The 17425-nt window shown below is 40.7% G+C and carries 18 protein-coding genes; 9 read left to right on the top strand and 9 right to left on the bottom strand.

The features are described 5' to 3' along the window. The first annotated feature begins 244 nt into the window (after positions 1–244). From AB4482_RS21770 to AB4482_RS21750, 5 genes are all read left to right on the top strand, one after another. Entirely contained in the window at positions 245–679 is a 435-nt protein-coding gene (locus AB4482_RS21770) for a rhodanese-like domain-containing protein (RefSeq protein ID WP_281053200.1), read from the top strand. Between the two features lie 89 nt (positions 680–768). Continuing rightward, a complete protein-coding gene (gene secB / locus AB4482_RS21765; protein ID WP_004741403.1) occupies positions 769–1236 on the top strand; it encodes a protein-export chaperone SecB in 468 nt (155 codons plus the stop codon). A gap of 218 nt (positions 1237–1454) precedes the next feature. Then, positions 1455–2519 (top strand): NAD(P)H-dependent glycerol-3-phosphate dehydrogenase, encoded by a 1065-nt coding sequence (gene gpsA / locus AB4482_RS21760; RefSeq protein ID WP_372014016.1) that lies wholly within the window; start codon positions 1455–1457, stop codon positions 2517–2519. A gap of 47 nt (positions 2520–2566) precedes the next feature. After that, positions 2567–3388 carry a serine O-acetyltransferase gene (gene cysE / locus AB4482_RS21755; RefSeq protein WP_009847961.1) on the top strand — a complete coding sequence of 274 codons (822 nt, stop codon included), beginning with the start codon at positions 2567–2569 and terminating at the stop codon, positions 3386–3388. Positions 3389–3471: 83 nt separating this feature from the next. Then, a complete protein-coding gene (locus tag AB4482_RS21750; RefSeq protein WP_017066282.1) occupies positions 3472–4623 on the top strand; it encodes a murein hydrolase activator EnvC in 1152 nt (383 codons plus the stop codon). Positions 4624–4685: 62 nt separating this feature from the next. Here AB4482_RS21750 and AB4482_RS21745 read toward each other — a convergent pair whose 3' ends face one another. Beyond that, a complete protein-coding gene (locus AB4482_RS21745) occupies positions 4686–5324 on the bottom strand; it encodes a TetR/AcrR family transcriptional regulator (RefSeq protein ID WP_017063104.1) in 639 nt (212 codons plus the stop codon). 108 nt (positions 5325–5432) lie between these two features. Continuing rightward, positions 5433–6596: a nucleotide sugar dehydrogenase gene (locus AB4482_RS21740; protein ID WP_017071086.1), complete on the bottom strand. Its 1164-nt coding sequence runs from the start codon at positions 6594–6596 to the stop codon at positions 5433–5435. Between the two features lie 151 nt (positions 6597–6747). On the opposite strand from AB4482_RS21740, the gene rfaD reads away from it, so the two are divergent. From rfaD to AB4482_RS21720, 4 genes are all read left to right on the top strand, one after another. Further along, complete coding sequence (rfaD, locus tag AB4482_RS21735) at positions 6748–7689, top strand: ADP-glyceromanno-heptose 6-epimerase (protein ID WP_372058101.1); 942 nt, start codon at positions 6748–6750, stop codon at positions 7687–7689. 134 nt (positions 7690–7823) lie between these two features. Beyond that, positions 7824–8777, top strand: a complete 954-nt coding sequence (lpxM, locus tag AB4482_RS21730; protein ID WP_372181664.1) for a lauroyl-Kdo(2)-lipid IV(A) myristoyltransferase — start codon at positions 7824–7826, stop codon at positions 8775–8777. 403 nt (positions 8778–9180) lie between these two features. Beyond that, the gene (locus tag AB4482_RS21725) at positions 9181–9963 is read left to right on the top strand and encodes an O-antigen ligase family protein (protein WP_372181662.1); all 783 of its coding nucleotides are present in this window, start codon (positions 9181–9183) and stop codon (positions 9961–9963) included. Further along, positions 9963–11060 carry a hypothetical protein gene (locus AB4482_RS21720; RefSeq protein WP_372181660.1) on the top strand — a complete coding sequence of 366 codons (1098 nt, stop codon included), beginning with the start codon at positions 9963–9965 and terminating at the stop codon, positions 11058–11060. Before AB4482_RS21725 ends, AB4482_RS21720 begins: the two co-directional genes overlap by 1 nt. Positions 11061–11064: 4 nt before the next feature. Here AB4482_RS21720 and pseI read toward each other — a convergent pair whose 3' ends face one another. From pseI to AB4482_RS21685, 7 genes are read right to left on the bottom strand one after another with little or no spacing between them, the layout of a single operon-like run. After that, entirely contained in the window at positions 11065–12114 is a 1050-nt protein-coding gene (pseI, locus tag AB4482_RS21715) for a pseudaminic acid synthase (protein WP_016789200.1), read from the bottom strand. Then, the gene (pseH, locus tag AB4482_RS21710) at positions 12107–12664 is read right to left on the bottom strand and encodes a UDP-4-amino-4,6-dideoxy-N-acetyl-beta-L-altrosamine N-acetyltransferase (protein WP_065100867.1); all 558 of its coding nucleotides are present in this window, start codon (positions 12662–12664) and stop codon (positions 12107–12109) included. Before pseH ends, pseI begins: the two co-directional genes overlap by 8 nt. Continuing rightward, on the bottom strand, positions 12645–13715 hold the full coding sequence (gene pseG / locus AB4482_RS21705; protein WP_372181657.1) for a UDP-2,4-diacetamido-2,4,6-trideoxy-beta-L-altropyranose hydrolase: 1071 nt from the start codon (positions 13713–13715) through the stop codon (positions 12645–12647). The genes pseH and pseG overlap by 20 nt, the downstream gene beginning before the upstream one ends. A gap of 3 nt (positions 13716–13718) precedes the next feature. After that, entirely contained in the window at positions 13719–14408 is a 690-nt protein-coding gene (gene pseF, locus AB4482_RS21700) for a pseudaminic acid cytidylyltransferase (RefSeq protein WP_016789203.1), read from the bottom strand. Beyond that, the gene (gene pseC / locus AB4482_RS21695; RefSeq protein WP_016797626.1) at positions 14408–15583 is read right to left on the bottom strand and encodes a UDP-4-amino-4,6-dideoxy-N-acetyl-beta-L-altrosamine transaminase; all 1176 of its coding nucleotides are present in this window, start codon (positions 15581–15583) and stop codon (positions 14408–14410) included. Before pseC ends, pseF begins: the two co-directional genes overlap by 1 nt. Further along, positions 15580–16593: a UDP-N-acetylglucosamine 4,6-dehydratase (inverting) gene (gene pseB / locus AB4482_RS21690; protein WP_372181654.1), complete on the bottom strand. Its 1014-nt coding sequence runs from the start codon at positions 16591–16593 to the stop codon at positions 15580–15582. Before pseB ends, pseC begins: the two co-directional genes overlap by 4 nt. A 13-nt stretch (positions 16594–16606) precedes the next feature. After that, positions 16607–17401, bottom strand: a complete 795-nt coding sequence (locus AB4482_RS21685) for a glycosyltransferase family 2 protein (RefSeq protein ID WP_372181652.1) — start codon at positions 17399–17401, stop codon at positions 16607–16609. Positions 17402–17425: the final 24 nt, after the last annotated feature.

Here is a 17425-nt window from a genome sequence, read left to right as displayed (position 1 = left end):
AAACCTAACACGCACGAGTAATATCCGTTAGGCACGCTACCGCCCATTGGTCACAAAGCGAAACCACACTACGCATTCAAAGTTAAAAATGTAAATATCTCCATTATCTATGTATCAACGAATATAATCAAAAAAAAATCTAGTTGTGTGCGTGATGAAGCTAACGCTATGTACACCAAACCCAAAATCTCGCTATACTCCTACCCTATAAATTTTCGCCCAATAACGAATAAGAGTTCAAGATATGCAAGAGTTAGTTCCATTTGTTCAAGAGAATATGATTTTAGCCATCGTATGGATCGGCTTGGTTGTTGCCATCATTGCGAACGTTATCAAGACATCAAACGCAGCCTACAAAGAGATCACGGCAGCGCAAACCACACAGATGATTAACCGTGAAAACGGTGTTGTGGTTGATATTCGTACTAAGGATGAGTTCAAAAAGGGCCATATTACGGACGCAGTTCACATTTTGCCGTCAGACATCAAAGCAAATAGCTTTGGTAGCCTTGAAAGCCACAAAGCAGACCCAATCATCGTAGTATGCAAGACAGGTCAAACCGCTCAAGAAAGCGCTAATCTACTGGTTAAAGCAGGTTTCGAAAACGTAAGCGTACTGAAAAGTGGCTTAGTCGCTTGGAGCGAAGCTAACTTACCTTTGGTTAAAGGCAAAAAGTAAGCTGACCTGATTCAACGAATATGACTTTAAGGTTTTGTTCGGCAAATATAACGAACAAAACCTAATTATAAATTTTTAAGGACAAGAAAATGGCTGAAGCAGCACAACAAGACGCACAACAAAACTTTGCAATCCAACGTATCTTTCTAAAAGACGTATCTTTCGAAGCGCCAAACTCTCCAGACATGTTTCAAAAAGAGTGGAACCCAGATGTAAAACTGGATCTAGACACTCAGAGCCGTGAACTTGGCCAAGGTGTTTACGAAGTAATCCTACGTCTAACGGTCACTGTTAAGAACGCAGATGACACAGCATTCCTTTGTGAAGTTCAGCAAGGTGGTATCTTCTCTGCAAGCGAAATGGAAGCTGGCCAACTGGCTCATTGCCTAGGTGCATTCTGCCCGAACATCCTGTTCCCATACGCTCGTGAAACGATTTCTAGCCTAGTGGTTAAAGGTACGTTCCCACAACTGAACCTAGCACCTGTAAACTTCGATGCTTTGTTCATGAACTACCTACAGAACCAAGCTCAGCAAGCTGAAGGCGAACAGGCTTAAGTCTCAAAGTAGAACTTAACTCTAACGATTCAAGCGCTAGTTCGCTTTTAAATGCACATCGCAACTTCTGCGATGTGCATTTTTTCTTTACACTGTATTAAAGTTGAAAGCTCTTCTTATTTTTGTGGATAGCTTTTCCTTCTTAGTAGAACACTTTCTTCTTAATAGAGAGTTTCTCCAAAACTCTTCGATTTCCCTCATTATTTTTAGGTGGAAGCATGACAGACACAACTCGCCCGACTAACACGGCAGACGCTTACGGTAAAGACAGCGCTTACGGCAAAGATATCGCCATGACAGTGATAGGCGCCGGTTCTTACGGAACCTCTTTAGCGATATCTCTAGCGCGTAACGGTGCCAATGTTGTTCTTTGGGGACACGACCCTGTTCATATGGCTCGTCTTGAATCTGAGCGTGCTAATAATGAGTTCCTGCCAAATATCGACTTTCCAGAAAGCCTAATCATCGAATCCGATCTTGAGAAAGCAGTAACAGCAAGTCGTGACCTTCTCGTTGTTGTACCTAGCCACGTGTTTGGTATTGTTCTAAACAGCCTGAAACCTTACTTAGGTACGGATTCTCGCATCTGTTGGGCGACCAAAGGCCTAGAGCCAGAAACAGGCCGCCTGCTTAAAGATGTCGCGCATGATGTGCTGGGTGATGGTTACTCGTTAGCGGTTCTATCAGGACCGACCTTCGCCAAAGAGTTAGCGATGGGCATGCCAACGGCTATCTCTGTCGCTTCACCAGATGAAGTATTCTTAGAAGAGCTGCAAGAGAAGATCCACTGCGGTAAAACATTCCGCGTATACGCAAACTCAGATTTCATCGGTATGCAACTTGGCGGCGCGGTGAAAAATGTTATCGCAATTGGCGCAGGCATGTCGGATGGCATTGGTTTTGGTGCCAATGCTCGTACTGCACTGATCACGCGTGGCTTAGCTGAAATGAGTCGCTTAGGTGCTGCACTGGGTGCACAACCCGAAACCTTTATGGGTATGGCAGGGCTGGGCGATCTAGTACTAACCTGTACTGATAACCAATCGCGTAACCGTCGCTTCGGTTTAGCGTTAGGTTCCGGTAAAGATGTTGATACTGCACAAGAAGAAATTGGCCAGGTGGTAGAAGGCTATCGCAACACTAAAGAAGTTTGGTTACTATCAGAACGTATGGGCGTTGAGATGCCAATTGTTGAACAAATTTACCAAGTGCTGTATCAAGGAAAGGATGCACACTTAGCTGCGCAAGATCTGCTTGCTCGAGACAAGAAGTCAGAGCGATAACATCGCTTATTAAGTCGTGGAATGAAATAGATAAAATGGATGGAAAAATGAAACACTGTGAACAGCAAAAGGTTTGGCAATGCATTGTGAAGGAAGCTCGACAGCAGTCAGAGCAAGAACCTATGCTTGCGAGTTTTTACCATGCCACCATTATCAACCACGAAAGCTTAGGCGCTGCATTAAGTTATATCCTAGCCAATAAGCTAAAGACGGCTTCAATGCCCGCAATGGCGGTGCGTGAGGTGGTTGAACAAGCATTCAAGCAAGATCAATCGATTATTGATGCGGCTGCTTGTGATATCTGTGCGACGGTAAATCGAGATCCTGCGGTCGAGATGTACTCGATGCCTCTGCTTTATCTGAAAGGCTACCACGCTTTGCAAGGTTACCGAGTGGCTAACTGGCTATGGAAGCAAGGGCGTATTGCACTTGCTACTTACCTACAGAACCAAATTTCGGTTGCTTGCCAAGTGGATATTCACCCAGCCGCTCGTATCGGTAAAGCGATCATGCTCGACCACGCCACCGGTATCGTGATTGGTGAAACAGCCGTAGTTGAAAATGATGTATCTATCCTTCAAGACGTGACTTTAGGTGGTACGGGTAAAGAAGGTGGCGATCGTCACCCTAAAATCCGAGAAGGTGTAATGATCGGTGCCGGCGCTAAAATACTTGGCAATATTGAAGTGGGTGAAGGCGCGAAAATTGGTTCTTGCTCTGTGGTTCTTCAAGCCGTTCCGCCTCATACGACTGTCGCTGGTGTTCCTGCAAAAATTGTTGGAAAGCCGAAAACTGATAAGCCATCTTTAGACATGGATCAGGGGTTTAACGGTCGCTCTCAGAACTTCATCCATGGTGATGGGATTTAAGAGCAGATTCGGGATCCGACGAATAGCCGATAGCCGAGATGCGAAAAGACTCGCAGCAGATGCTGATTATTAATAAGAGCAAAATGACGATAATGATGAAACCCGTTCAATCAATGAGCACTGTTCTTTTGATATCTGCCAGCCTTGGTGTTGCTCTTTTGTCTTCATCATCATTTGCTGCATCTCAAGGTGAACTGAAAGGCGTATCAAGCGAAATCTCTCGTCAACAGAAAGCGCTCTCTTCCCAGCAAAAGAAACTCGATAGCCTACAGGCAAACCTCAAGAAGCAGGAGCTGTCCATCGCTTCACTTGAAAAAGCGATTCTAGACAGTAAAAAGCAGCTCAATACTGCTAATGCTAATATTGCTAATTTAGACACAAAGATTAAAGCGCTCACTGCACAGAAAAAAGTCCAGACAGACAAGTTAGAGCAGCTCATTCAGACTTACTACATGACGAGTCGAGCTAAGGCTTCTTCTCACATTCTCAACACCGGTGTAGAAGAAGATCGCATCAGTCATTATTACCAGCACCTTGCCAAAGCTCGCTCCGCAACCATTAAAACGATTGAACAGACGCAACTTGAATTAGAAGAGAGCCATAAACAGCGTCAACTTGAGCAAGAACAGATAGCAACACTGCTAAAACAGCAAACCACCAAGCGCGATACGTTAGCCAAAACTCAAACGCAGCGTAAGAAAACGGTTGGCAGCATCAAGAAAAACATCTCGGGTGACAAGAATTACCTAGCAGAGCTTCAGCGAAATGAAACACGCCTCAAAGCTGAAATAGCGAAAGCAGAAAAAGCGGCTCGAGAACGACGTAATGCAGTCCCGATGGATGGCCTAGCAAAACGTAAAGGTAAGCTGCCTTGGCCGATCAAAGATAAAGTTCTACATAACTACGGTTCACGTCAAACGGGGCAAATTAACTGGAAAGGCATGGTGATCAACGCCAAGTACGGTCAGCAGGTAAAATCGGTTTACTCTGGCACGGTGGTATTTGCAGAGTATCTGCGTGGCTATGGATTAGTGGTGCTACTTGACCACGGTAAAGGTGATATGACGCTCTACGGCTTTAACCAAGCACTACTGAAGAAAGAAGGTGACAAGGTTAAAGCGGGTGAAGCCATCGCGCTTGCAGGTGACACTGGCGGCCAAACACGCCCATCATTGTACTTTGAAATTCGTAGAAACAGCCAAGCTCAGAATCCAAAGAGCTGGTTGGTTCGATAAAGAGCAGATACGGGATGCAAGTATCTTTCTTCGAATCCCGTATATCGCTTACTCGTCTCTTTCTATTTAGAGTTCAACGCCCTTACACCATCTTCCAATAATGTCAGCTGCTCAAAACCTTGAGCTGTCGCAATCGGTTTAACCGTCGCGATCATCTGCAGCATTCCTTGATGAACGACTTGCTCGGTAATTTGGGCTTTTGGAGACATCGCAGACTGATACGCCAACCAACCCGATGCGATCAAGTGAAGAGAAGTGACCATCGATTTCATTTCCGTATCCGTTGCTTTGAGCAGGTTCAACTCAACGAAGGCTCGCATGATATCGACAAGATTCGTTTGCAGCTTTTCTTGTACGGCCATGTAATCAAGGTGGAGTTTTTCATCACGTGACAATATTTCAGGCAGATTCGCATAGAAGAATCGGTACTTCCACATCAGTGTGAAGATAGAATCTAAGTAAGTCTTTAGTAACGTCAGGCTTTCTTGTTGGCCTTGAATCGGTGTGAACCTTTCAAGTAACTCTGTCGAATAGAGAGTAAAGATGTCACGGACAATTTCTTGCTTGTTGCGGAAATGGTAGTAGAGGTTACCAGGGCTAATCTCGATATGCTCAGCAATATGATTGGTCGTAATACTACGCTCACCGTGCTCATTAAAAAGCTCTAGAGCAGCGTAAACAATCTTGTCACGTGTTTTCATTAGTTATTAGTATCCCTATCCGTTTAGGGGTTCAGTATATCGCCACTAAACGGATAGATCGAGCTGTTAACATCTGGTCTAATTAGCATTAGCTAAAATAGAGCCGAATCAATCACTGCCAAACAGATCTCGTGTGTACACCTTATCTGCAACGTCTGCGATCTCTTCTACCATTCGATTAGAAACAATCACATCGGACACCGCTTTGAACTCAGCAAGATCAGAATAGACTTTCGAGTTAAAGAAGTGCTCTTCTTTCAATACCGGTTCAAACACGACGACTTCGATGCCTTTGGCTTTTAAACGCTTCATGATCCCTTGGATGGAAGAAGCACGGAAATTGTCAGAGCCCGCCTTCATGATCAAACGATAAATACCAACAATTTTAGGCGAGCGCTTAATAATTGAATCCGCAATGAAGTCTTTTCGGGTACGGTTTGCATCAACAATCGCACCCACAATGTTGTTTGGTACATCTTGATAGTTTGCTAATAGTTGCTTGGTGTCTTTTGGTAAGCAGTAACCACCGTAACCAAATGAAGGGTTGTTGTAATGATTGCCGATACGAGGGTCTAAGCCAACACCTTCTATGATCTGACGAGAATCCAAGCCATGCGCTTCCGCGTAAGAATCAAGCTCATTGAAATAAGAAACTCGCATCGCTAGATAAGTATTTGAGAATAACTTTACTGCTTCTGCTTCCGTTGAGTGAGTAAACAGTACGTCGATGTTTTCTTTTTCCGCACCTTCCACAAGAAGATTCGCAAACACTTTAGCGCGTTCAGAACATTCACCAACGATAATACGTGATGGGTGTAGATTATCGTACAGGGCCTTGCCTTCACGCAAAAACTCCGGTGAGAACATGACGTTTTCGCAGTTCAGCTCTTGCTTAATACGCTCGGTATAGCCAACCGGCACCGTTGATTTAATAACCATCACCGCATCAGGATTGATCTCCATGACGTCTTTGATGACAGATTCTACAGAGCTGGTATCAAAATAATTGTTTTTAGGGTCATAATCGGTAGGTGTAGCAATGATGACAAATTCAGCATTTTTGTAAGCGGCTTTATCCGTTGTTGCCATGAAGTTCAGCGTCTTATTTGATAGAAAGTGCTCAATCTCATTGTCTACAATCGGTGACTGCTTATTGTTTAGCATTGCCACTTTTTCATCGATGATATCTACCGCAATGACTTCATGATGTTGTGCCAAAAGCATAGCGTTTGATAGACCCACATACCCTGTACCGGCTACTGCAATCTTCATGATAATACCTATAGTTTTGAGTAATTAACTCAACATAATTTATAACTTAGCTTGCCGTATCATACTCTGGTTGGGGAATTATTCCACTAGCCCGCTTTATCCATTCCTTGCTATACTCGTGACAGTTTTGTATTCAAAAGAGTTAGAAATTATGATTATCGTAACTGGTGGTGCAGGCATGATTGGCAGCAATATTGTTAAGGCGCTTAATGAAGCGGGCCACAACGATATTCTAGTCGTCGACAACTTAAAAGATGGTAAGAAATTTAAGAACCTTGTAGACCTAGACATCACGGATTACATGGATCGTGATGACTTCCTAACTCAAGTCATGGCCGGTGATGATTTTGGTCATATTGAAGCTGTTTTCCATGAAGGAGCATGCTCTGCTACCACTGAGTGGGATGGCAAATACATGATGCTCAACAACTATGAATACTCAAAAGAGCTACTTCATTACTGTGTTGAACGTGAAATTCCTTTCTTGTATGCCTCTTCAGCTGCAACTTACGGTGAAACCGACACTTTCATTGAAGAACGAGAGTACGAAGGTGCATTGAATGTCTACGGCTATTCAAAACAACAATTTGATAACTACGTTCGCCGCTTAACCGCGGATGCAGCAGCACACAACGAAAAGCTTTCGCAAATCGTAGGGTTTCGTTACTTCAATGTTTATGGTCCACGCGAGCAACACAAAGGCAGCATGGCCTCTGTCGCTTTCCACCTAAACAACCAAATGAATGCCGGTGAAAACCCGAAATTGTTCGCAGGTAGCGAAACCTTTAAGCGTGATTTTGTGTATGTAGGTGATGTTGCGGCTGTAAACTTGTGGTTCTTAGAAAATGGGGTATCAGGCCTCTTTAATCTAGGTACTGGCAATGCTGAGTCGTTTGAAGAAGTCGCCAAGGCAGTTATCAAGCACCATGGTAAAGGCGAAATCGAAACGATTCCTTTCCCTGAGCATTTAAAAGGTGCTTACCAAGAATTCACTCAAGCAGACCTAACGAAGCTTCGCGGTACAGGTTGCGATATCGAGTTTAAAGCAGTAGCCGATGGCGTTGCTGAGTACATGAAGATCGTAAACGCTTAACGGTATATTTCAGATTAGGACCAATAATACACCCTACTTTTAGCGTATATTATTGGGAGTGTCTAACGAATATAATCATTCCCAGAGTGACCGATATTAAGTTAACTCTCTGATTTAAATAATGTAGTGAATGAATGACCACACAACGCAATGATTTTGATCCAAAAGCTTACAATCCTGAGTTTGAATGGGGTTTTCTAGCACCTAAATACTGGGGAACTTGGATTGCTGTTTTGTTATCGTCTTTAGTCTGCTTCTTACCTAATAGCATTCGTTTAGCATTAGCTAAGTTTATGGCTAAGCAAGCTGTAAAAATTAAGAATAAGGCTAACCGCCGGGCTCGAGTGAATCTTGAGATGTGTTTCCCTGAGCAATCTATCGAAGAGCGCGAAGAAACTCTCTATCAGTCATACGTTACTTCCATCTCATTTTTGATGGGATTTGCTTCACTGACACTCAAGAGTAAAACTTGGCTAGAGAATAATACTTCGATAAACGGCCTGAGCAATCTAACCGATATTACAGACAGTGGCGAGAATGTGATCTTGCTGGTGCCACACACATGGGCTATCGATATCCCAGCGGTATTATTAGCTTCACGCAATTTACCTGTATCTGCGATGGCGAAAGCACAAAAAAACAAACTCAGTGACTGGCTAATGCACCGACAACGCGTGCAATACGGCGGTCGTGTTTATGATCGCAGTGGTGGTATCAAACCTTTCATCAAGTCGGTACGTGATGGGTACCTGGGTTACTACCTCCCTGATGAAGATCTTGGCCGTGAGCACAGTGTCTTCGTTGACTTTTTCGCGACTCAAAAAGCAACTATCTCAGGCCTTGGTCGCCTATCAAAACTAAGTAAAGCTAAAATTGTGCCCTTGTTTGCTCAATACGATAGCAGTACAGGCCAATACGCCTTGGACTTCTACCCTGCTCTACCCTTCCCAACAGGAAGCGAAGAAGAGGACGCACGTATGATGAACCAATGTATTGAAGACTACGTAAGCAAAAAGCCTGAGCAATATATGTGGATCTTAAGACTGCTTAAGACTCGTCCTGAAAGTAATATAAACCCGTACAAATAATATGTTTCGACAAATAATGAAATTTATACACTTGCTTCCCATTTATTGGGCCGTTAGCGGCCTTTTTATCATCCATAATGGAGATAAAATCCTGGTAGCTCTAATCATAATATCTTTAATAACCAAGATATTATGTAGCCTAGTAAAAATTGACAATATAAAAATAGAATACAACAATATAATTATATTGATATTGATATCTACGGCTTATGCTTCGTTTAAGTATTATTATAATGGTTATAGTTCTTCTGAGATAAGGGTCCTCATTAGCACACTACTATATTCAACAATATCCTTTCCCAAGTCAATTCGTTACCGTTTTTTAATATATATAACTACTCTAAGCTCTATATACATATCTTACCAAACCATGAACATTATAGAATTTGAGGAGTTAGGGAAGATGAAACTCCCATTAAACCCTATTCCTTACTCTAATTTCATTGGATTATTATCTATCATAACGCTTTACCTCTGCTATATAAGCAGGAGTAAATTACTTTTCTTTCTTTCTACATTCAGCTTTATTTTACTGAGCATGAACGTCATATTGGTTGACACAAGAGGGACGTGGTTAGCTTTAATCGCAACATATATAACAATCATTTCTCTTATCTTTATAAAAAAAAGAAACTGGAAGCTTGCTTGTACAAGCTTGTTGTTATTCACAAGCGTAATTATATTAAGCTACCCTATTATAGAAAGTCGAATTGAACGGTCGGTACAAGAAGTAAAACTCTTAAACTCTGGAAATTTAGACACATCTTGGGGAATAAGAATTCAACTTTGGATAGTAGGCTACAACATCATAAAAGATAATCCGTCTTGGATAGGGTTAGGACAAGATGCACATTTGAAAATGATAAAAGATATGTATAAAGAAGGAACAGTAAGGCGTTCATTAGCTAATTTTGATAATAAAAACTTCCATAACAGCATAGTGGATAGAACTGTAAAATATGGGTTCCTAGGATTGTTTCTTTATATTGGCACTCTTTTAATTCCATTTATTTATGGCATTAAAAATGTAAAATCAGATTATTCATACTTACTAATAATCATGCCCATATTTATATTTGTAGCAGGATTAAGCTATATACCTCTGTCGCATCCAGGGACATACTTCCTCTACTTATTTACATCTATAATACTAATAAATAAAATAAAACTCGAAAAGGAAAAGTAATGAACTTATATATCTGCTCAACAGTCCGACACCTGTTATTTAGCCTGTATAAGTCACAGAGTTCAGACAGCAATACATTATCGAAAATAATTTTCTTCTATGATTATCAAGATGTTGATCCAAAATCCATAGATACTAGTGTATTACCTAAAAACATAGAGCTAGCGTTGGTGAGTAGAAAATTATTAGTTAAGCATATTAAAAAAAACGGTTTTTTAGGTAAGTACATTTTATTCTGTTCACTTCGCGGATTATCCATAAATAACAACATAAAGAATTCGTTAACATCGTTAATAAAAGAATACGATAACAATTTGGACTTTTCCTGCACAATAAAAAAACTTTACCTTTATAATGAAAACAATAAAATGTCTAGATTATTCAGATTATTGTCAAGTTCATACTCTATGATTGAAGATGGTATGGGGAATTATGTTGAGCATAAAGTAAGCTCTAAACCAAAGCAACTACTACGTTACCTATCAAACAGAGACCCTAAGTATTATGTATTTGGTGAGATGAAGCAATGTGATGATATCTATGCGATACATCCAGAAAAACTTCCTAAATCCGTATTACATAAGGGAAAAAAATTAGTACTATCCAAAAACAAAACATATACTTCAAATATTCAGCGCTGCTTTAGATTTAACAAATCTTATAGCTTAGATAAAAAGACACTCATCATCGCCACGCAGCCAACATTCAATATATTGAAGGGGAAGCTTATTGATAACGGTTTCTTTCATGAAATTTATGATTTGATAATATCGAAAAGTAGAAGTGAAGGATTTGAACCAGTTTTAAAATTACATCCGAAAGAAAATGAATCAGATTATTTATCTTTTAAAGAAAAGGGTGTAACTTTCTTATCGAATAAACAGCCTTTAGAGCTTTATTTACTCTCTAGCACAGACACTGTTAACATAATATCTATTAACTCTTCAGCGGGTATTGGTATGGAAGAGTATTGTAATATATATAAATTAATTCCTGATAGTGAAGTTTCTAACTTTGTAGATATCATAAGTAAATTAGAAATAAACAAAGATAGCCTTCGAGAGATAATCTCTATCCAGCTATCTCAAATGACATAATATTTTATTCAAATAATTCAAAAGCTAAAGGGGTTCCTGCTTCTATATTGGATAACGCTTTTTTTCCTATAACGTCTTCGTAGTATCTTGGCGCTAAACCAAACCCAGGTCGGATACTACGAACATTTTCAGGCGTCAATAACTCACCTTTCGCTATGTCTTTTACTACATATAAAGAGCGACGGAACTTAACATTACCTTTTTCAGCTTCTGTTCTTTCGTAGTTCACTTGCCCCATCGCTTGCCAAGCCGTTTTCGTGTCTTTACATAATGCAGCTAATTCATGAGGTTCAAGAGAAAAGCTATCATCTGCACCGCCCCCGTTACGATCCATTGTGACATGTTTTTCAATCAAACATGCGCCTAGAGTAACCGAAGCAACGGCGGTAGCATTGTCGATAGTGTGATCAGAAAGGCCAGATAAAACGTCAAACCGCTCTGCGATATCGGCAATCGTCTTTAAGTTATATTGTTCTGCAGGGGCTGGATAACCGCTTACACAATGCAATACAACCAATTCCTTACACCCATTATCTCGCGCTGTTTTTATTGCTTCTGCAATCTCTTCCTCGTTGGCCATTCCGGTTGAAATAATCATCGGCTTACCCGTTTGAGCAACACGCTTAATCAGAGGTAAATCAACCACTTCGAAAGATGCTATTTTGTATGCGGGAGCGTCTAGCTCCTCTAATAAATCTACAGCGGTAAAATCAAATGGTGAACTAAATATCGTAATACCTAACTCTTTTGCTTTTTCAAACAAAGGCTTGTGCCATTCCCAAGGCATATGCGCTTCTTTATACAACTCATACAGAGTTTGGCCATCCCATAAACCGCCATGAATTTGAAACTCCTCCGAGTCACTATCCATAGTGATAGTTTCATGGGTATAGGTTTGAAGTTTAATCGCATCAGCACCTGCTTTTTTTGCTTCTTCCATAATCTGAAAAGCTCGGTTTATATCACCATTATGGTTAGCAGAAAGCTCAGCAATAATATATGGAGGACAATTAGGACCAATTTCTCGATTATCGATGTATATGTTTTTATTCATTTTCTTCGTATACTCTCAATTTATCTTTCATAAGGTTTCTAATATCTTTCCACTCATGTGAAAAGATACCCAAATGTACTACATCGTGATATTCAGTCCCATTGAAGAAAGCATCTCGATGAGTACCTTCAACTTTAAAGCCAAATTTGGAGTGTAATTTCACTACTGGTTGATTAAAGCCTAAAACCTCACAGCGTAATTTGTGTAAATCTAATTCAGTAAATGCATGCTCTAGGGCCCGATATTCCATCAAAGATCCGGTGCCTCTTACCGCGTTGGGCGACGCATAGAATGCCCAAGAAGCGATTCTAGGAATTCTATTTATATCAGTAAATCCAACAACCCCTGCTGGCTCTCCATTTAACTCTGCTAGAAAATATTCTTTTGAACTATCCTTGCACATGCTAGAAAACCATGACTTGTGCTCATCCATAGTGATTTCATGAGAGGTGTACATATTTTTTCTAACATCTGGAGAGTTTCTCCAAGCAAGAATTTCTTCTAAATCACTTTCTTCAAGTGGCCTAAATTTAATCACTCTTTGTTTCACGACAAAAGCTCTCCATTGTTTGAACGACCTTATTCGCACCGAAGCCATCAACTTCAAAATCACTAAAAGGTTTGATGTCATCCCACCTTTCACATAAACGCGCTAGCTCAAGTGCATAAGTATCGGTACTCGTCGTTATACCTTCACCTAAGTATTCAACAAACCCTAAATCTGACAAGTAATTTGAAAGTATTACTTGATTCTCCGCTACGGAAACTATCGAGGCTGGAACTCTGAGACAAAAACGCTCCCAGTTACTTACTCCTGAGGCGCCAATTGCATATTTGCTATTACTTAAAGATAAATCAAAACTCTCTAAATTTTTGTATATAGAAACATTGCTCTTTTGATTAAGCTTTATCAAAGCATCAAAACGAGGGTTGATTCTCCCCGTGATCAAAATAGTATTAAACGGGAGCCTCTTAAACTCATTTGCTGCAAGAATAAACTTCTCGCACTCATTTGTAGGATCTGTTCCACCAAAAAAGACTAAGAGTTGATTGGATATTGAATCTCGGGGCGAATCCCGCAATGTTGAAAAGCTCTCTCTTAAAAGAGCATATTCAGGACCAAGGAGCTTAGTAGCAGAACAATCCGAATATCTTTTTGAAATGTTCGGCCATAGGTTTTGGTCGAGAATAATATCACTACAGTGTTCACGGTTAAGGTCATCAATCGATAAAATAGCGCATGACAGCTTACCTATAATGATACTTTCCCATTCATGGTCCAGCGCATAGTGATCCACAATCACCCACTCGGAAGAATCAACTTTAGATAGAAAGTCATTTGCATCTTCTTCAACGCTACGTTGAAGCCAAGCTTTATAATCAACGCTATGGGAGGGAGTCATTTGTAGACAAGAGGGAGTCAGCTCTAATACGTCAAAGCCTCTATCACGGATATATGTAATCATGTCCCCAGGCTGAGGCAGACAAGCAAAGCATACAGAAAAACCTTTGCTTTTTAATATATCAGCAAGCACCAAACAGCGCATGACGTGGCCACTACCGATAAATAGTGACGCATCCACTCGGAAGGTAACCTTCATTATTTATCCTAACCTCAATGCTGAAAAAAGAGATTCGGCCAGTTCCCAGTCTTCTTGGGTATCAATATCTTGAACGCGTTTTCTCGGCAAGAGCACGGCCTTAGAGTGGCTGGAAAACACCGATAGTTTATTCAGGAAAGCATCTTTACGACCCCAATAAAACTGGCCAGCATCGTGATACGCTTCTTCCAAGTCTTGTGATCTTACCTGTTCGTTCTCAGGCGAAAACATCGAAACATAGCCTTGCTCATCAAGCTTAATGGCACGCTGAATCGGAAAAGGAAACGATGTGGCACCAAATGTAAATTGCACACTATTTCCTCTAAGTAGCTCGTAGCCTTTCTGAAGATCTTCAGGTAAAACAAACGGAGCAGTGGCGTACAAACAACAAACATCACCAATATCCCAGCCATTATTAGCGCACCAAGTTATTGCATGGTGTATCACATCCATAGTGGTAGCATAGTCATCGGAGATATTTGAAGGCCGTAAAAATGGCACTTCAGCACCATACTTTATCGCTACCTCGGCTATCTCAGCATCATCAGTAGAGACAATAACCTTATCAAAACAATCCGAAGCAAGTGCAGCCTCGATTGAGTAAGCGATCATAGGTTTGCCATGAAAGTGCTTTATATTTTTACGAGGAATACGCTTGCTGCCACCACGTGCAGGAATAATAGCAACGTTCATTATTTACCTGTCAAAATTTCAGTTACTACACGAACAACGGTATTTTGCTGTTCTTCCGTCATACCATGGAACATTGGCAGTGAGATGGCTTCTTGATAGTAGCGTTCTGACTCAGGGAATTCCCCTTCAGTAAAGCCCATAGCTTGGTAATATGGCTGAGTATGCACAGGAATGTAATGCAAATTAACACCGATACCATTTTCACGCAGGGCGTCAAACACTTGTTTATGAGTTAATGATATCTCATCCAACTTCAAACGAATTACGAATAAATGCAAACCTGAGTATGTGTTTTCAAGTTGATAAGGAAGTACCAAGGGTAATTCAGATAACATTTGATTATAACGCTTAGACAACACATGGCGCGCCGCAACAAATTCATCAAGACGTTGCATTTGCGTGACACCCAACGCCGCTTGAAGTTCTGTCATGCGGTAGTTGAAACCTAAATCAACCTGTTGGTAATACCAGCCACCATGAGAAGCTTCCGTCATCATTTCAGGATCTCGTGTAATACCATGACTGCGCAAGAGAGCCATTTTATCCGCTAGCTCTTTCTGGTTCGTTAATGCAGCACCACCTTCAGCCGTTGTGACAATTTTTACAGGGTGAAAACTGAACACTGTAATATCAGAATACTTACAATTACCGATTGGTTGTTCATGATATTGACCACCAATAGCATGAGAAGCATCTTCAATGACTTTAAAGCCATATTCTTTGGCTAGCTTAGCAATGGATTCCATATCACAAGGCTGACCACATAAGTGAACAGGAACTACGACTTTAGGTAGAGTTCCTGTAGCTTTAGCAGTAATTAGCTTTTGCTCTAGCTTTTTAGGGCACATGTTATAAGTTGCTGAATCAATATCAACAAAGTCCACTTTAGCTCCGCAATAAAGACCACAGTTTGCAGACGCAACAAAAGTAACAGGCGTTGTCCACAACCAGTCACCTTCCCCCAAACCTAAAGCCAAACAAGCGATATGCAGAGCCGAGGTTGCACTATTCACTGCTAACGCATACTGAGCACCAGTATGTTCTGTTAACGCTTTTTCAAACGCAGGAACTTGTGGCCCCTGAGTTAGAAAATCAGATTTAAGGACATCAACTACACTATCAATGTCTTGCTGACTGATATCTTGCTTGCCGTATGGAATCACTGTTCTACTCACACTGTAAATTTAGGATCAACATGTTCTTTGATTAGGTCACGTAGACCTTCAATCGTTTCCCACTCAGTATTGGTGCCTGAGTTGTATTTAAAACCAAAAGGCACTTTCTCAGCCTTATGGTGATTCATGTACTCATCTTCTGTGTATGTAAAAGAGACAGAAGGAAGGATCGCGTAATAACGACCTAAATCAATCGTATTGAGAGAATCAGTATCAGTGATCATTTCTTCATGAAGTTTTTCTCCTGGGCGAATGCCAACAACCTTCGTTGCCATGCCCGGCGCAATAGCTTCAGCGATGTCTAGAATTTTGTACGAAGGGATCTTAGGAATAAAGATCTCACCACCCAAATGGTTTTCAAGTGCATACATGACCATATTCACGCCATCTTGAAGAGAAATATTAAAACGCGTCATCTCTTCATGTGTAATTGGCAGTACACCTTCTTCTTTTTTCTGCATAAAGAATGGAATAACCGAACCACGAGAGCCCATAACATTGCCGTAACGTACGACACTGAAACGAATGTCTTTTGAGCCTTTAATATTGTTCGCAGCGGCAAATAGCTTATCCGATGCAAGTTTCGTAGCACCATATAAGTTAATCGGAGCACACGCTTTATCCGTAGATAGTGCTACTACATCTTTTACACCACACTGTAGTGCGGCATTAATTACATTTTCAGCCCCATCAATATTAGTACGAATACACTCGGTCGGATTGTATTCTGCTGTATCAACTTGCTTAATTGCCGCAGCATGAATAATTACATCAACACCTTCACAGGCTTGAATCATACGGTTACGATCACGCACATCACCGATGAAGAAACGTAATTGAGGGAAGTCCTTAGCAGGGTATTGCTGTTTAATTTCAAACTGCTTCAATTCATCACGAGAAAAGATAATGATCTTCTTCACGTCTTGGTATCGTTCTAGAATTGTTTTAATAAATTGCTTACCAAACGACCCTGTGCCACCTGTAATTAATACTGTCTTATTGTTTAACATACTAAAATCTCTATTAATTCTTATCTGAATGCTTATTGTTTTTCAGCTTGGCTTCTTGCTCTAGGTACCACAGACCCGCATATTTGTTAAATGAGGATTGAGCAAAGTTCACTGCCATTAATAGACCACGACTACCGTCTAAAAATCCTAATCGGATAATATAAATTAGGAAAAATGTCCAAACTGAGCGCACAATAGCGAAAGGAATCCCTAAACTTGGCTTACCCTTGCTGTAATATTTTTTTGTGGTTTCCCAACCATATACTCGGCTTTTTTCCATCAAATGATCAAAGCCACGCAACGAGTTATGCATCAAAAAACCTTTTTTCAGTGTAGATACCTTCCCTTCAGTTTCTACATTTGCATGTACTACAACTTTAGTAATAGAGGCTCCTTCACGCTTAAAAAGACGTTTAGGGGCTCTGGATGAACGACCAAAACGCATTTGTTTACCTAAGATAAGGTTACCCCAAGGTAGCTTGAAGGCTACTTCTTCTAAATTCGGATCACTTAACTGAAGTGTTATCTCGGATTTCATATCTTCATCCAAGTATTCATCTGCATCAATAATTAGTGCCCAATCACACGTAGCCTGTTCAAAAGCTCTAGCCTTCTGATAACCATCACCAGGCCAATCTTCGGTAACCCAGACTTTATCCGTATATTCTCTTGCTATTTCAACTGTCTTATCCGTACTACCAGAATCATAAACAATTATTTCATCAGCAAAACCTTTTAACGATTCGAAACAAGGTCGAATACGGTCTTCTTCGTTTTTACAAATAATTAACGCTGATAATGTTCTCATTGAATCAATATACCTTTTTCATTG

This window comes from Vibrio sp. 10N.222.55.C7, assembly GCF_041473335.1.
Classification (GTDB): Bacteria; Pseudomonadota; Gammaproteobacteria; order Enterobacterales; family Vibrionaceae; genus Vibrio; species Vibrio crassostreae_C.
Note: the sequence above shows the minus strand (reverse complement) of the source record. Positions and strands in the feature narration are given on the sequence as shown.

Bases quoted from the DNA above. Each gene is read 5' to 3' on its own strand.
- AB4482_RS21770 (WP_281053200.1), top strand. From the start codon at position 245: ATGCAAGAGTTAGTTCCATTTGTTCAAGAGAATATGATTTTAGCCATC.
- secB (WP_004741403.1), top strand. From the start codon at position 769: ATGGCTGAAGCAGCACAACAAGACGCACAACAAAACTTTGCAATCCAA.
- gpsA (WP_372014016.1), top strand. From the start codon at position 1,455: ATGACAGACACAACTCGCCCGACTAACACGGCAGACGCTTACGGTAAA.
- cysE (WP_009847961.1), top strand. From the start codon at position 2,567: ATGAAACACTGTGAACAGCAAAAGGTTTGGCAATGCATTGTGAAGGAA.
- AB4482_RS21750 (WP_017066282.1), top strand. From the start codon at position 3,472: ATGACGATAATGATGAAACCCGTTCAATCAATGAGCACTGTTCTTTTG.
- AB4482_RS21745 (WP_017063104.1), bottom strand. From the start codon at position 5,324: ATGAAAACACGTGACAAGATTGTTTACGCTGCTCTAGAGCTTTTTAAT.
- AB4482_RS21740 (WP_017071086.1), bottom strand. From the start codon at position 6,596: ATGAAGATTGCAGTAGCCGGTACAGGGTATGTGGGTCTATCAAACGCT.
- rfaD (WP_372058101.1), top strand. From the start codon at position 6,748: ATGATTATCGTAACTGGTGGTGCAGGCATGATTGGCAGCAATATTGTT.
- lpxM (WP_372181664.1), top strand. From the start codon at position 7,824: ATGACCACACAACGCAATGATTTTGATCCAAAAGCTTACAATCCTGAG.
- AB4482_RS21725 (WP_372181662.1), top strand. From the start codon at position 9,181: ATGAAACTCCCATTAAACCCTATTCCTTACTCTAATTTCATTGGATTA.
- AB4482_RS21720 (WP_372181660.1), top strand. From the start codon at position 9,963: ATGAACTTATATATCTGCTCAACAGTCCGACACCTGTTATTTAGCCTG.
- pseI (WP_016789200.1), bottom strand. From the start codon at position 12,114: ATGAATAAAAACATATACATCGATAATCGAGAAATTGGTCCTAATTGT.
- pseG (WP_372181657.1), bottom strand. From the start codon at position 13,715: ATGAAGGTTACCTTCCGAGTGGATGCGTCACTATTTATCGGTAGTGGC.
- pseF (WP_016789203.1), bottom strand. From the start codon at position 14,408: ATGAACGTTGCTATTATTCCTGCACGTGGTGGCAGCAAGCGTATTCCT.
- pseB (WP_372181654.1), bottom strand. From the start codon at position 16,593: ATGTTAAACAATAAGACAGTATTAATTACAGGTGGCACAGGGTCGTTT.
- AB4482_RS21685 (WP_372181652.1), bottom strand. From the start codon at position 17,401: ATGAGAACATTATCAGCGTTAATTATTTGTAAAAACGAAGAAGACCGT.